We start from the raw sequence: 14,678 nt of genomic DNA, 5'->3' as shown, positions 1-14,678 counted from the left end.
AAGTCTAAAAACCCTTTTGCCTATAGCTTTCAACCTGTTCTCATCTGGCTGGTTACTTCTGCCCAACAATACTAAATGGTTGTTAGTTATTAGTTATTAGTGCTTAGTTTTACCAATAACCACTAACGACTAAGCTTTACTAATTCCCTTTACAGTCATGATTAATTTATCAAGTTTTGGGGAGTTTTTTAGTTACATTTTCTAACAAACTGAGACGGCTAACTGTTAATCAGTAACAGCTAATCATTGTAAATAATTAGCAATTAAACATTAACAATTAGCCGTCAACCCCTTTAAGGAGTATTTAAAATTCAAAACTTAACTTTGAATTGGAATGTAGACAATTCTTGTCGGAAGGATTTCCGCAGAATAGCGACTCTCAAGGACGCTCATCAAATCTAGTGTAGAAACCACCGTATTTTATCCAGTATTGTTTCAAAGTATGATGAGGCGTATGTAAACTGGCTTTTGCCTGATATAAAATTACTTGGCGATGATCGCCCATCCAGACTTTATTAATGGGGTCAACGGATATTACTGTTCCTCCTAAAGAAGCGACACATTGAGAGAATCTTTCAATGGTCGTATATTCTAATGTCTCGAATATAAAAAAGTTACCCGAACAAATCAAGTGGCGACTGCGAATCCAGCAGCGCATCTTTTTTTCAGCCTGTGGAGGTAACATTTTAGATTTAATAGACTCAAGCTGAATCAACATAATGCGTTCACTGCAAGTAATTCATCAGCGAAACTTGCCCGTTTTTCAAACCGCAAAGGGCCAGCAGTTGACCCCCATATTTGCTTGTGGGTCTCAATATCCATACCTTTATCTAGACTTATCCAAGTATGCTCGGTTACTTCTACTTCGCTGACAAGATATGTCTGGCATCCATTGCGTTTAATCAGACATTGATTGCCCGGCTCTACACTCCCTCTAAACATTTCACCTTCTCGTTGGAAAACCATCGAACAGTGATAACGCCGTTCGATGCTCTCTGGGGTGATGGTTTTGAGGATATCTAATTCACGAGCAGCACCTGCATAAAGCATAGGGTCTTTCAAGCTGTAATTTTCGATATAAATGCGATCGCCCAAATCGACTAATCTATGTACTCCCTGGCGATAGGGTGTCCATAAATCGTGGTCATATGCTTGTTCAGAATAAAAACCGATGGCAGAAAAAAATTCAATCGGTAAAGGACGAAAAAAAATGTGAATGTGAGCGTAAAGTTGCGGATTGGCAAAAGATTGTTTGTAGTTGCTAAAATCTCCTGCCATCCAACAGGCTAAGGTGAGCAAATCGCTAGCGTTGGTGCTAGATTCACTGGGCGCTATCGTCATATTCAACCTCAGGAGTGACAAAACTAGATGATTCCTTTTATGTTTTAACCTGATATTTGCTAACTGGTTGAACTTGACAAAGAACGAATTTCTGAAGAAAAGGAAGCTGTTGTCACGCCTTTACCATCACTGGTTTTAATTGTCGCTACCCGAAATCGCAGATTTGGGTTAGCAAACCAAATGCGTTCCTCAGCAGCAGCGAGTTCATACTCTGTCAGCAGGGTAAAAATCCCATCATCACTTAGATGATATTTAGCGACTGCTGGGATTGTTTCGGCGTATCCCTTGTCCCGCAAGAGTTTGCCGCTAGAAGGATTTTCGACATTGGGAATTGGCACCAGCACGGTACTGCCAGAGATTGGTTTATCGTCCCAGTCTGACTCACCCTCCCAAGTCATCCGAAAGGGGTGGGTGATACTGCCGGGGTCAGTGTTATACAATTGACAGATTGCTAGTACCGCCGGATCATCGGTGGATAAAGACTCAATGTTAATGTCAGACAACACTTGTTCAAAGTGGGCGAATGCTAAATGATGACCGCTACGCTGCGATCGCCATCGTCCAATTGAAAGTTCAAAGAATTCAGTAATTTCCATTAGAAAAATGATTTTAAAAAGTAGCTTAAAATCCAAGATATATCTTGGATTTTAAGTTATTCTCCCAGTCTATATGCTAGCCTCCTTGACCACAACTGCATTTAGGAGTGCTGAGTGCTGGGTTATTATTCTCTCCCCAGTCCCCAGCCTCCTACTTAGATAAATCTAAGCAACTTCAGTGATACTGATGATTTTGCCGCCCGTTCTATGAATGTTTTGCACTTGCCCAGACAGTTGGTTGTAATTAACTACATATTCGAGGTTGCCCAGACGAGTACGCAGATTAGCTGAACCTTTAACCGCCTTAATCAAGAAGCGTTTGCTGGTGCTGCTGACACTAGAACCAGCGGCGGGTGCCTTGATGGATGTGGGTAAGTTTGAACCTATATCGCTGATTAGCTTGGCTTTGCGATCGCTATCGCTGCTAGCTACACCTCTGAGCAAAGTAAAGGTGCGGTTAAAACTAACATTCTTAATCCCTATTTGGGAGCTAGTAGTGCGAGGATAAGGAACAATATTCTCGCCAAAATTCTGCTGATATTCGTCGCTATCGATATAGGATTCGATCTCAGCATCATAGCCCTGTTCGTTGTAGATGCGGACGTGTTCGGAAATTTCTGCCTGATCGGCAGGAGGACGACCTAGCAGGTGTTTGAAGTTCAGTTCAATAAACCGATACTGAGATGAAGAGTTGAAAAACAGGGATTGGTAGAGTTCTGATTTCGCAATGATGTTGACGAATTCACGGATGCTGATTTTGCGATCGCGCAATTGCGATTCAGCAGTAGCTAGTCGCTCACTTTCCAACAAGTGAGCATTGCCTAAAACCTGTTTGTAAACTGCCCGAATCAGTGTTTGTAATTCACTTTCGCTGGTGTTGGGACGCAGCTCAACATTAGGTGAATCAATAACCCAAAGTGACATTGAAGTATCTCCTGAAAAACGTGAATTAAATGAATTTTTTGAGCATCCTACCCCTTATGGAGGTAGAATTTCGCATCAGTTGTCAGTTATTTTTGCTACTGACTAGCATTTGTAAAACTTTAGTTTTTTAAACTGGATTAGATATCTTCGTATATGACAACTGACAGCGGAATCGATCAAACTTCAGATCAGCGATCGCTTTGGCTAACTTTTACTGAATGATGAACACTGAGGATTAGTGACTGGAGACCGAGTACGGCGGAAATTCTTCCCCAATCTCTAATCTCTAATCCCCATTTTCTATTTTTTTTCAGTAGGGCTAGTCTGCAATAGCTCCATTCTCAGCTTCTGATTTATCTTTTTCGCAAGCTCAGTTTGTGGATAGATTGTCTAGTTGACAGGAGTAATACTAGCAATCACACCGCCTTGCTTGTGAATCCGTTGATACTCTTGTGAAAGCTGATCGTATGGTACGAAATAGACCTGGTTACTGCGGCGAAACTTGGAAATGTTATTTACCACATTTGCTTTGTAGCCAGTGACTTCAACCCGGTAGGTTTTACCGCCCTCACCAGATCCCACGCCTTGACGAGTGCGAGGAGTAGATGTTGGGTTACGGAATGCAGCACCCTTGCTGGCTGGTGAAATCACAACGCTGGGCGTACTTTGAATTACCAAACTATTCAATTTTGGCTGTTTACCGGCTAAGTCACCTTTCAGGCTGCTGCTAGAAGAACCACGTACCAATTGAAACAAGTGGGTAAACTGAACCAAACCCTGGATAGCTTCGGTTTTGTAGCCGCGAATATAAGGCACAATGTTTTCGCCAAAGGTCTCTTGGTATTCGTCGCTATCTAGATATGAATCAATCTCAGCTTCAAAACCTTTTGTATCCAGAATAGTGCTGTGTGTACGCGTTTCTTCCAGATCCAATGGGGCACGACCAAGAAAATGTCTGAAATTTAATTCAATCGCCCGATAGCGAGGGACGCTATCAAAAAACCGCGATCGGTAAAGTTCCGACTTTCCGACTTGACGCACAAACTCGCGGACGCTAATTTCACGCCCTTTGAGTTGGGATTCAGGAACGGTAAGCCGTTCGCTCTCCATTACATAAGCATTGCCTAGAACTTGCTTGTAGACGGATCTAATTACGGTTTCAACTTCCTCATTAGAGCGACTTGGCCACAGATCAATGGGATCGGTATCTTCAAACAGAGCAACCCCTAATCGTGATGCTGGTCCAAAAGCCATTCAAACTATCTCCCAGTTAACAACTAAATTTTATGAGAAGAATATTCAGCAGATGTTAAAAAACTTTACATCTTTGTGACAAAGGAGAGGCCATTGCGACTTTTAATCCTTATTAGTCTTGATGATTTAAGTTTTTACATCGTTTGCCTTTACACATTCTGATACGATGCCGAAGCCATATGTATTAAAATTTGTTAAGTTAAATAATAGTTTAGAGAAATTTCAGCTTTTTTTTAGTATCTGATTTGCGATTGGAATACAAGTGATGATATTGTGTTTTACCTTGACCAAGAGTATTAATAGTGCCGAGTTACGGAAGTTTATCTTGGTAAGTGGGCAAGAATAAATCAAACTATGTTACGCAATGTAAAATTAATTAAATTAGCTCGTAGTAAACGGTTCTAGCGCTTACTACGAGCCAATTTGATTATTCACGCCCACTTACTTACTGAATTTGGAAAGTAGCTAGTTGGATAATTAAGTGGTCAAAATAGGGAGCAAGAGTTTCCTGCTGATTGGCTTGGCAGCGTTTCAAACTAGCAGCCTTGATGCTTTTTAAGCCTAAGACCATTGCTTCTATTGGAACTTGTAATTCTTGATAGAGCAAATTCATATAGTGCAGTCCTGTGGGATTGGTATACTCAGCGTGCCCACCTGCTATGCCATAGGTAATACAACGGAGAAAATGCCAAAAATCTCGCCAGCAAGCTTGGGCGCGTTCAGGCGGATAAAGTCCACCTCCAGGTTGGGTAATTTCAGGATAGATTGCTAAAACCTGCTCTCTAGCTTCATCCACAATTTCGGCGGCGCGATCGCGTAACAACTGAGCAACAGGAATCAAGGCTGAATTATCGGGTGACAAGGTTTTAATCTGCAATAAATCTTCGTCGCTCAAATAGTAGCGGGCATCATCCGCAGTTTGGAATATGGCGATTCCTGCTTTTGAATGGGATTGTTCCCACTCAGCAAAGCTGACAATTCTAGCTTTAGTGATTAATTCTTTGACGGTTTCGCTTAATTGAGTCATTGGTGGGTAGCGGGGAGTAGGAAGTGAGGGGAATGACATAAAGCAATGCCTAATGCCCTTGGTTCAATCTTCTGAGAATGCGATCGCTATTTTTTGACATCTGTAAAATAAAGTAAAGAATAGCTCTACCAAATGCACCTATGGAAATCCATAAAATCCAAGCTGAACTGAAGAACCCAGATTTTCACTATCGGCTAAAGGCGATCGCAGCCCTCAATAATTATGAATCAGAAGTTGCAGTTCCTCTGCTAACAAGTAAACTTCATGACTCAGAATTTTTGGTGCGTTCATTTGTAGCCAGGGGTTTGGGTAACCAACAATCAGCGGAATCCTTTGCTGCTTTGATGCAAATTATGAAATTCGATGATACCCCCAACGTGCGAGCTGAGGCGGCAAATTCTTTATCGTTATTTGGCAGAGTCGCAGTTTCTCACCTAGTTGTGGCATTTTATCAGGATGACCACTGGCTAGTTAAGCGGAGCATTTTGGCTGCGATCGCTGAAATGGATTGCCCTGAAGAACTATTTGACATCTGCGTTCAGGGTTTAAAAGATGAAGATTTCACAGTTCAGGAATCTTCTGTTGATGCACTCGGCTTACTAGCTGATTCTGCCCAACATGCTGCGGCATTATCCCAAATACTAATGTTAGTGAATGATAAATCTTGGCGGATGCGCGTGCGAGTTAGCTATGCCCTCAAACGATTTAATGAGCCGGAAGCCAAAGCAGCGCTGAACCAACTCAGACAAGATGAGGATCACCGAGTTGTTGGATCTGCTTTAGAAGACTTGTTGCCACAATAGCGGTATGAGCTTATTTGGAATATTGTAATAAAACTTCTTTTCACAACAGCCAATATATTATTTTACCTTAAATTTGACCAAAATATCCGGCTAATCTGCCAAAATCTGGAAGAAAAGATCAACTTTTTCGAGATTAGGAGACATTTGTGACTGATATACCAACTGGCCAAATGACTTGGCGATTACCAGGTTCCTCAGAATGTGCTTTACATTTGCGGCATAATGCTTCAGAACCCTGGCGATCGTATAAAGAATTTCCAGAATATGTTCTACCTGATCCGCCCGGTTTTTCCGAAGGATACGCTACATTTTTAGCGCTCCTGAAAAAGAACTGGCAGCCGTTGTAAACTCCCTACAGAACATCAGATCAAACAATTTTGGATTTTGGGTCACCTTTGGTGCGCTTCCAGCCCAACTTGAATTTTGGATTTCTTTCGCCGACAAGAAGCGTAGTCTGCATCTAAAATCTAAAATTGGCACGGTAAAGAACTCAAACTCTCACGAGTTGTTGTGCGGGTGTAGGCATTCCAAACGTCGAGTTCTGAATATGGACGGCTGGAAAGCATAGCTTTAGTTGCTTCTGTGAGTCCTTGAGCAAGAGTAAAATCTGCCCCAGCAATACTTTGAAGATGCTCCATCTCTGCGTCCTTGAGGTCAGTTGCTCGCAGGTCTGTATTCCGCAAATCGGCTCCAGTCAATCGCGCATTCCGCAAGCAAGCCCCTGTCAAATAAGCTTTCGTCAAGTCAGCGCCGCTCAAAGCCGCACCTTGCAAATTAGCTCCTGTCAAGTCAGCGCCACTCAAGTAGGCTCCACGCAGATTAGCACCTTGTAAATCTGCGTTTCGTAAAGAAGCTGTATTGAGAAAAGCACCATTGAGATTAGCACCCGGCCCCACCGCTCCTGAAGCTTTGTAGTTATATTCTTGGGGCCATTTTGTATGTGCATCATAACGCGCTACTTGGAGTTTAGCTCCCTCCAAATTTGCACCACTGAGATTTGCTTGTTGGAGGTTAGCACGGTTTAAATAGGCTCCCTGCAAATTAGCCCCACTCAAATCGGCTCCTTGCAGATTAGCGCCTCGCAAATCTGCCCCACTTAAATCGGCATTACTCAACACTACCTCACTGAGGTTGGCTCCTAGTAGCTTGGCTTTGCTCAAGTTAGCTTGTCCTAAATCGACTTCCCTTAGATTGAATTGGTACAAATCGACCCCATCCAGAGGGATTCCTTTTTTCAGGGCTGTTAAGATTTCTGGAGTTGGACTGGGGCGTTCGGCAAAGCCATTGCCGTAGGGATCGCTAGTAATAAGTTGAATTTCAGTATTTGTCATCAGCTGATTAAAATATAACTTTTGGAGTTAATCTACACTTTAGCTAAATCGGGACTTCATCTCATCACTCAGTATTCAATAACGCCAAAATTTTGATAAAACGAGGTTTCAAAACAGATGTATCTAATACCGCCCTTGACAATGATCGACTTCTTCCGTAAAAGTGAGGGAACATGGTTTACGGAACGCTCCGTTCATCATTTTGACTCGGCGGCAGATGAGTCGGGGGAGTCGAATTTGATCATTAAAGTCATGGAAAAGGATGATCCTAAAGTCCAAGAAGTCTGTACAGCGCAAGGGATAGACCCTAATAAAGCAACAGGCGGTGCTAGTTTTGCATGGCAGGCTAATTTAGACACCAGGTTACCTAATACCGATAATGCTGCCATTTTGGTTGATGTTCCCAATGAAACAGGGCGTTCTGGAAAACTGATCCGCAACCAAGGCTATGTTGAGAGCATTCCGGTTGTGAGCCGATATCAGTTTGCCGATGATGGAGTGCTGACGATTGATACTGACTATGACAATAATCAAGGCCAGGAACGTTGTTGGTTTGTTACGGATGATTTTCGTGTCAGGGTGAGTACGGTACGAATGATGAACGGAGTCAACTTGATGACTTATTGTTCTGAGCGTCGTTGTGTTTCCCAAGAACTGCTGGAGCAAATGATCAGTCGGAATCATGCTAGGTAGGAAACAGAGAATACGGAATAGGGAATAGTTTTCCCATACCTATTAAGGAATGTTGCTTTGTTTCTCATAAATGAGACGTGCATGATTGTCATCACTTATTTTCATGCAAGGGTTAACAAATCATGCTCCATGTATAAGCCTTTCCTGGAATTTTTAGAAAAAGAGCTATTTCAGCGGTTTGATTTACAAAGTAGGGTCATTCCCCCTGGTTTGGAATTCAAAGTTAGCGATCGCGGCAGAAACCCAGCAACTATTCGCAGTTGGTGTTACCAATGTCAAGAGTTGCGGAAAATCCGTTATACCTACATTGATGCCGGGGAGAGTGCCCAAATTTTTAACAGCGTGGTTTATCCTAGTCATGGCTACGATCTACCTCTGTTAGGGATTGATTTTTTATCCTTTGGTAAAGTCAAAAATCTGATTGTGCTTGACTTTCAGCCTTTATTTCAGGATGAAGAATATCAAAAAAAATATATAGTTCCGCTGAAATCTCTTCATGATAAATACCCTGATTTGGCGCAAAACTTAGAAATGAAGTTTTACGATGCCAATCAGTATTTTTCTAAGTATTTATTGTTTGCCAAAACTGACCCGGAAACAGTAGCAACGCGAGTCTTTGAAGCGTTTCAGGATTATTTAAACTTGTATTGGCAAATGTTAGCAGATGCAAAACCGCTCCAAGATCCTGAAGATATCCAACGGATTGTCAAAGCCCAAAAAGACTATGACCAATATAGTGCAGACCGCGATCCAGCATCTGGTTTGTTTAGCAGTTACTTTGGTCATGAATGGGCAGAGCGCTTTCTCCATGAATTCTTATTTGAAGATGCTGTTCCCCTAGCAGTCGGTGCCAGCAAAAGATGAAGGCAGGAGGCAGAAGTTTTTTAATTTTGAATTTTTAATTCGGAGCGAAGCGACGTGACACTCTATCAACCGTTTCTCGATTATGCGATCGCCTACATGCGATCGCGCTTGGATTTACAACCCTATCCTATTCCCACTGGGTTTGAGTCTAAGAGCGCAGTTGTGGGCAAGGGCAAAAATCAGGAAGAGGTTGTAACTACTAGTTATGCTTTTCAAACCGCAAAATTGCGGCAAATTCGTGCAGCTCACGTACAGGGTGGCAATTCGCTGCAAGTGCTGAATTTTGTGATTTTCCCCCGCCTCAACTACGATTTACCGTTTTTTGGGGCAGATTTGGTGACATTGCCAGGAGGACATCTAATTGCTTTGGATATGCAGCCTTTATTTCGGGATGATCCAGCATATCAGGCAAAATATACTGAGCCAATTCTGCCCATTTTCCACAGCCATCAACAGCATCTATCTTGGGGAGGAGATTTTCCAGAAGAAGCTCAACCTTTTTTCTCTCCGGCTTTTCTGTGGACTCGTCCCCAAGAAACGACTGTAGTAGAAACTCAGGTGTTTGACGCTTTTAAAGACTATTTGAAAGCTTATCTGGATTTCGTCGAGCAGGCAGAAGCTGTAACAGATTCCCAAAATTTAGCAGCCATTGAGCAAGCCCAACTGCGATACCTACGATATCGGGCTGAAAAAGACCCAGCACGAGGGATGTTCAAACGCTTCTATGGTGCCGAATGGACTGAGGAATATATCCACGGCTTTTTATTTGACCTAGAGAGAAAATTAACAGCTATCAACTAAACAATACTGCTTGGTTAAGAAATTGATCTGGTGAGGGGAGCAGGGGAGGAAAAAACGCTTATCCGAGTAGTGCCCAAGCAACAGCGATCGCTACATAGTTTACCTGTTTTTGAAATTCCCCCGATCTTGTTCTATGCTCAAAGTCCTTCCTAAACAAACCGCCTCCATGCAAACACGCGATGGAGTCCGCTTGGATGCAGACATCTATCGCCCCGATGGTGATGGTGAGTTTCCTGTATTATTGATGCGACAACCCTACGGACGAGCGATCGCATCTACTGTTGTCTATGCCCATCCTACTTGGTATGCTTCCCACGGCTACATCATAGTAATTCAGGATGTCCGAGGACGTGGCACTTCTGAAGGCGAATTCCAGCTATTTACTCACGAAATTACAGATGGCGAAGATGCTGTAAATTGGGCAGCAAGTCTACCTTCTAGCAACGGCAAAGTTGGCATGTATGGTTTTTCTTATCAAGGAATGACTCAGCTATATGCCGCAGTTAATCAGCCCAGTGCCCTGACAGCAATTTGCCCTGCGATGATTGGCTATGATTTGTACACAGATTGGGCTTATGAAGGAGATGCATTCTGTTTACAAACTAATCTCGCTTGGGCAATTCAATTAGCTACAGAAAACGCCCGTTTGCGAGGGGATAAAACAGCCTATCAAGCCTTATTTGCCGCTTCTCGGAATCTGCCTTTGACTAATCCAGAAACTCTCCAGCAACTTGCCCCTGATTCCTTTTATCATGAGTGGCTGACACATTCCCAAGCAGATGCATACTGGGAAAAACTTTCGCCTAAGCAGCACTTGCAAGCTGTTGATTTGCCCATGTTCCACATCGGAGGATGGTTTGACACCTACCTGCGCGGCACTTTGCATTTATATAAGGATATGGCAGCTCGTAGCAATACACCTCAACATTTGTTAGTCGGGCCTTGGGCGCATTTGCCTTGGGGTCGCAAAGTTGGTGAAATTGACTTTGGTATCAAAGCGGCGAGTCCGGTAGATCAGATGCAAGTCCGCTGGTTTGATCAGTTTCTCAAAGGTGTAGAGACAGGATTGCTTCAGGAATCGCCTGTTTGCCTATTTGAGATGGGAAGTAATATCTGGCGCACTTTCCCCAATTTACCTACACCAACCCATAAATTCTATTTTTTGTCAACAACTGGACTTGCCGGCATCCGTGAAGACTCTGGAACCCTTTCCAATGCCCCATGCCCCATGTCCTCAGATGTATTAGTTCATGATCCTTGGCGGCCAGTTCCATCTGTGGGTGGTCATGCAGCAATTCCTGCGGGTGTATTTGAGCGATCGCATATTGATTGCCGTTCCGATGTCTTAACTTACACTAGTGAACCTTTGGTAGAAAATTTACATTTGGCAGGAGATGTGATGGCAAAAATCTCATGTACAGCCGACCAACCTAGCTATGATTTGTGTGCGGTGCTATCAGAAGTCTATCCTGATGGGCGCGTGTATAATTTGACCCAAGGTTATGTACATTGTAGAGATGGTGCAAGTAATGTCTCCACAAAAATTCAACTGCAACCGACTTGTGCGCGAATTACTAAAGGTAACGCCTTGCGTCTAAGTTTAAGTGCGGCGTGCTTTCCAGCCTATGCGATGAATTCTGGAAACGGTGCAGTCATAAGTAGCGACAATTTACGAGATGCCGAAATTATCACGTTGACTGTGAATTGTGGAGGTGAGGGTAATTCTCAGGTTGTATTACCTAACCTTTCCAGCTATAGAACCTAAAAAAGGTCAATTCGGTAAGTTTATTGTGGCAAAAGCTTTGGAATCGAGAGCTAAAACAGAAACTACCAAAAGATGAAACCCCGACACCAATGAAAAAACGGCAAGCGGTAGCCAGAAACCCCCTCAAAGAATCTTACTCTGTTATATTTCGGTACTTTCGCAAGAGAGGGTTTTCACCGACGGTGGGGCATTTTATTACTGGTAAGTCCCCTAAATATGACTAGTATATATATCTATCTTTAGACATATTTTATTAAAAATACCTGCTTACTCAATACACTTCGCATGGTGGATTGACTTAAATTCATTTACTTATGTTATGATTTGTATAGTTCTAGTGTTATGATTTGTGTTGTGCTTTTAAGTTACTAACCAGAGAATTATTTGCTAGTTTAAGCTAAAATAACTTAATTTAGAACTTTAAAGCCAGTTCAAGCAAACTTAGAAATTTTTTAACACCCAACCATTCCTTAATAAAATCTAAAGTTTTGTTACTAGTAACTCAGATATATCTAAATTCTCTGAGTTTTCAAGAATTACTGAGGTAGGTATGTTGAATACTGGGCATTGACTTGACTGAATGAAAGAGGGATTCTACTTTCATTTTGAAGCAAATAGAATGTAGCGATTTTAGTGATATAAGGTTTGATACTAATGCAAAAGAACAGCGAACTAACGATTAATCAGGGTTCTAATCTCAAATTGAAGCTTGGAGATCAACGATACGAGCAGTTTTCTAGAGTAGAAGTTTTGCGGAATCGTACAGTTGGAAAGCCATTAGACTTAAACATAGTGGAATAAATCTTAATTTAAGATGAATTTCCCAAATTTAAAGTCAACAATCTCGGAAGATATAGGCAAGTAATATACCAATATATTGCTAGTGAGACTAGTTGACTAGTTTGAGGTTAAGCCGAATTAAAGGTTAACCCACATACAGAATTTACTCAAATGAATGGTGTTGTTTAAAAACATTGCCAGTCAGCAATAAGTGTTAGCTTTTTTTGAAAGCTAATTTTGTCATGACTTTGAATCTAAAACGATAAAAAGCATAATTTGTTGCTGATGTGCATTAGGGTAAATCGGAATCATTACCGAAATCTGCCAATTTTTTAGTTGCAATAAATAAAGGTCAACAGACATGAATAAAGTTCAAGCATCCTTTGAAGCTACGGAAGCTGCATTTCACGTGCAAGGTTACGAAAAAATCGATTTTAGCCTTGTCTATGTGAACGGTGCATTTGATATTAAAAATAGAGAAATTGCAGAAAGCTATGCGAAATTTGGTCGTTGTCTGACTGTAATTGATGCGAATGTTTATGAACTTTATGGAAAGCAGATAAAGTCATATTTTAGACACTATGACATTGATCTCACAGTATTTCCCATCATTATTACAGAGCCAGCTAAAACCCTTGCAAGCTTTGAGAAAATTGTTGACGCTTTTTCGGACTTTGGCTTAGTTCGTAAGGAACCAGTCTTAGTCGTCGGTGGTGGTCTAATTACTGATGTAGCTGGGTTTGCTTGCGCTTCTTACCGTCGCAAGAGTAACTATATTCGCATTCCTACCACATTGATTGGTTTAATCGATGCAGGTGTAGCGATTAAGGTAGCAGTTAATCATCGCAAGTTGAAAAATCGCTTGGGAGCATATCATGCACCTTTGAAAGTGATCCTCGATTTCTCATTCTTGAAAACTTTGCCAACGGCTCAAGTTCGTAATGGGATGGCAGAGTTAGTCAAAATTGCTGTAGTTTCTAACTCTGAAGTCTTTGAACTGTTATACGAATATGGCGAAGAACTGCTTTCCACTCACTTTGGACATGTGAATGGGACACCGGAACTCAAAGAGATTGCCCATAAACTCAACTACGAGGCAATCAAAACCATGTTGGAGTTAGAGACTCCAAACTTGCATGAAATAGACCTCGATCGCGTCATTGCTTACGGTCACACTTGGAGTCCTACCCTAGAATTAGCGCCTCGCGTACCCCTATATCATGGTCACGCGGTCAATATAGATATGGCTTTGTCTGCAACTATTGCAGCACAACGGGGCTATATTCCAACTCAAGAGCGCGATCGCATCCTAAACTTGATGAGTCGTATAGGTTTATCACTCGATCATCCTCTACTAGATGGGGATTTATTGTGGGATGCAACCCAGTCTATAAGCTTGACACGAGATGGCAAACTACGTGCAGCCATGCCTTGTCCGATTGGTGAGTGCTTCTTTGTCAACGATCTGACTCGTGAAGAACTAGATGCTGCCTTAGCTGAACATAAACGTCTTTGTGCTAGATACCCTCGTGGCGGAGAAGGCGTTGACGCATACATTGAAAGTCAAGAAGCCAAGCTATTGGGAGTGTGAAGACATGACGAGTGTTTTAGGACGAGAAACAGCTAGACCAATAACGCCACACAGCATCTTAGTAGCCCAGCTACAGCAAACCCTCAAATTAGCAGAAGAGAGCAACATTCCCGTAGAGATATTAGATTCTCTGCGTCAGGGAGTTCAATTAGCCGCAGGTTTAGATCCCTATCTGGATGATTACACCACCCCGGAATCGAGTGCATTGACAGCATTGGCACAAAAAACCAGTAAAGAAGACTGGAGCAAACGTTTCAGCGATGGTGAAACAGTGCGTCAACTAGAACAAGAGATGCTGTCAGGACATCTGGAAGGACAGACATTGAAAATGTTTGTTCACATGACCAAGGCAAAGCGCATTCTAGAAGTAGGAATGTTCACAGGATATTCAGCCTTGGCAATGGCAGAGGCACTACCAAGCGATGGGCAACTCATAGGTTGTGAAGTTGACTCCTATGTAGCTCAATTTGCTCAAGCTTGCTTTAGTGAGTCTCCCCACGGTAACAAAATCGTTGTGGAAGTAGCGCCTGCTTTAGAGACAATCCACAAGCTCGCAGCAAGAAAAGAATCATTTGATCTGATATTCATCGATGCGGATAAAAAGGAGTATGTAGAGTACTTCCAGACCATCTTGGATAGTGGCTTGCTGGCTCCTGACGGGTTAATCTGCGTGGATAACACTTTGTTGCAGGGACAAGTATACCTACCACCCGAACAACGCACCGCCAATGGTGAAGCGATCGCTCAGTTCAACCGTGTTGTCGCCGCCGATCCTCGTGTAGAGCAAGTTCTGTTACCCATACGAGATGGTGTCACCCTGATTAGACGCGTGGCGTAATCAGGAGACAAGGGGAAAAGGGCACAAGGGGACAAATTCTTTCTCCCCCTGCCCTCTGCCCCCTGCCCCC

16 protein-coding genes are annotated in these 14,678 nt (G+C 42.5%); 9 read left to right on the top strand and 7 right to left on the bottom strand.

Annotation, left to right across the window (positions count from 1 at the left end; genetic code table 11):
- Positions 1-379: 379 nt before the first annotated feature.
- The 6 genes from F8R90_RS02765 to F8R90_RS02740 form a co-directional block, all read right to left on the bottom strand.
- Positions 380-718: a CpeR family transcriptional regulator gene (locus tag F8R90_RS02765; protein ID WP_196509433.1), complete on the bottom strand. Its 339-nt coding sequence runs from the start codon at positions 716-718 to the stop codon at positions 380-382.
- Positions 712-1,341: a chromophore lyase CpcT/CpeT gene (locus F8R90_RS02760; RefSeq protein WP_196509431.1), complete on the bottom strand. Its 630-nt coding sequence runs from the start codon at positions 1,339-1,341 to the stop codon at positions 712-714. The genes F8R90_RS02765 and F8R90_RS02760 overlap by 7 nt, the downstream gene beginning before the upstream one ends.
- Before the next feature lie 59 nt (positions 1,342-1,400).
- Positions 1,401-1,937 (bottom strand): phycobiliprotein lyase, encoded by a 537-nt coding sequence (locus tag F8R90_RS02755; RefSeq protein WP_196509429.1) that lies wholly within the window; start codon positions 1,935-1,937, stop codon positions 1,401-1,403.
- Positions 1,938-2,102: 165 nt separating this feature from the next.
- Entirely contained in the window at positions 2,103-2,861 is a 759-nt protein-coding gene (locus F8R90_RS02750; RefSeq protein WP_196509427.1) for a phycobilisome rod-core linker polypeptide, read from the bottom strand.
- 390 nt (positions 2,862-3,251) lie between these two features.
- The gene (locus tag F8R90_RS02745) at positions 3,252-4,115 is read right to left on the bottom strand and encodes a phycobilisome linker polypeptide (RefSeq protein ID WP_190899874.1); all 864 of its coding nucleotides are present in this window, start codon (positions 4,113-4,115) and stop codon (positions 3,252-3,254) included.
- Between the two features lie 445 nt (positions 4,116-4,560).
- The gene (locus F8R90_RS02740; protein ID WP_230966061.1) at positions 4,561-5,181 is read right to left on the bottom strand and encodes a phycobilisome protein; all 621 of its coding nucleotides are present in this window, start codon (positions 5,179-5,181) and stop codon (positions 4,561-4,563) included.
- A gap of 101 nt (positions 5,182-5,282) precedes the next feature.
- On the opposite strand from F8R90_RS02740, the gene F8R90_RS02735 reads away from it, so the two are divergent.
- Together F8R90_RS02735 and F8R90_RS02730 are read left to right on the top strand one after the other, a co-directional pair.
- Entirely contained in the window at positions 5,283-5,945 is a 663-nt protein-coding gene (locus F8R90_RS02735; protein WP_196509425.1) for a HEAT repeat domain-containing protein, read from the top strand.
- Positions 5,946-6,091: 146 nt separating this feature from the next.
- Positions 6,092-6,292: a hypothetical protein gene (locus tag F8R90_RS02730; RefSeq protein ID WP_196509424.1), complete on the top strand. Its 201-nt coding sequence runs from the start codon at positions 6,092-6,094 to the stop codon at positions 6,290-6,292.
- A gap of 120 nt (positions 6,293-6,412) precedes the next feature.
- On the opposite strand, the gene F8R90_RS02725 is transcribed toward F8R90_RS02730, so the two are convergent.
- Positions 6,413-7,276, bottom strand: coding sequence for a pentapeptide repeat-containing protein (locus F8R90_RS02725; protein ID WP_196509422.1), 864 nt, complete (start codon positions 7,274-7,276; stop codon positions 6,413-6,415).
- A 117-nt stretch (positions 7,277-7,393) separates the two neighbouring features.
- On the opposite strand from F8R90_RS02725, the gene F8R90_RS02720 reads away from it, so the two are divergent.
- The 7 genes from F8R90_RS02720 to F8R90_RS02690 all read left to right on the top strand — a co-directional run bounded on the left by F8R90_RS02720 (position 7,394) and on the right by F8R90_RS02690 (position 14,608).
- Positions 7,394-7,969 carry a phycobiliprotein lyase gene (locus F8R90_RS02720; protein WP_196509419.1) on the top strand — a complete coding sequence of 192 codons (576 nt, stop codon included), beginning with the start codon at positions 7,394-7,396 and terminating at the stop codon, positions 7,967-7,969.
- Positions 7,970-8,098: 129 nt separating this feature from the next.
- Positions 8,099-8,833 (top strand): 15,16-dihydrobiliverdin:ferredoxin oxidoreductase, encoded by a 735-nt coding sequence (locus tag F8R90_RS02715; protein ID WP_190899867.1) that lies wholly within the window; start codon positions 8,099-8,101, stop codon positions 8,831-8,833.
- A gap of 54 nt (positions 8,834-8,887) precedes the next feature.
- Positions 8,888-9,634 (top strand): phycoerythrobilin:ferredoxin oxidoreductase, encoded by a 747-nt coding sequence (locus F8R90_RS02710; protein ID WP_196509416.1) that lies wholly within the window; start codon positions 8,888-8,890, stop codon positions 9,632-9,634.
- A gap of 133 nt (positions 9,635-9,767) precedes the next feature.
- Positions 9,768-11,399 carry a CocE/NonD family hydrolase gene (locus F8R90_RS02705; protein ID WP_196509413.1) on the top strand — a complete coding sequence of 544 codons (1,632 nt, stop codon included), beginning with the start codon at positions 9,768-9,770 and terminating at the stop codon, positions 11,397-11,399.
- 654 nt (positions 11,400-12,053) lie between these two features.
- Entirely contained in the window at positions 12,054-12,200 is a 147-nt protein-coding gene (locus tag F8R90_RS02700; protein WP_196509409.1) for a hypothetical protein, read from the top strand.
- 340 nt (positions 12,201-12,540) lie between these two features.
- Positions 12,541-13,770: a sedoheptulose 7-phosphate cyclase gene (locus tag F8R90_RS02695; RefSeq protein WP_196509406.1), complete on the top strand. Its 1,230-nt coding sequence runs from the start codon at positions 12,541-12,543 to the stop codon at positions 13,768-13,770.
- Between the two features lie 4 nt (positions 13,771-13,774).
- The gene (locus tag F8R90_RS02690; RefSeq protein ID WP_196509403.1) at positions 13,775-14,608 is read left to right on the top strand and encodes an O-methyltransferase; all 834 of its coding nucleotides are present in this window, start codon (positions 13,775-13,777) and stop codon (positions 14,606-14,608) included.
- The last annotated feature ends 70 nt before the right edge of the window (positions 14,609-14,678 follow it).

The organism is Nostoc sp. NZL (assembly GCF_015714705.1).
Lineage (GTDB): Bacteria > Cyanobacteriota > Cyanobacteriia > Cyanobacteriales > Nostocaceae > Nostoc > Nostoc foliaceum_A.
Note: the sequence above shows the minus strand (reverse complement) of the source record. Positions and strands in the feature narration are given on the sequence as shown.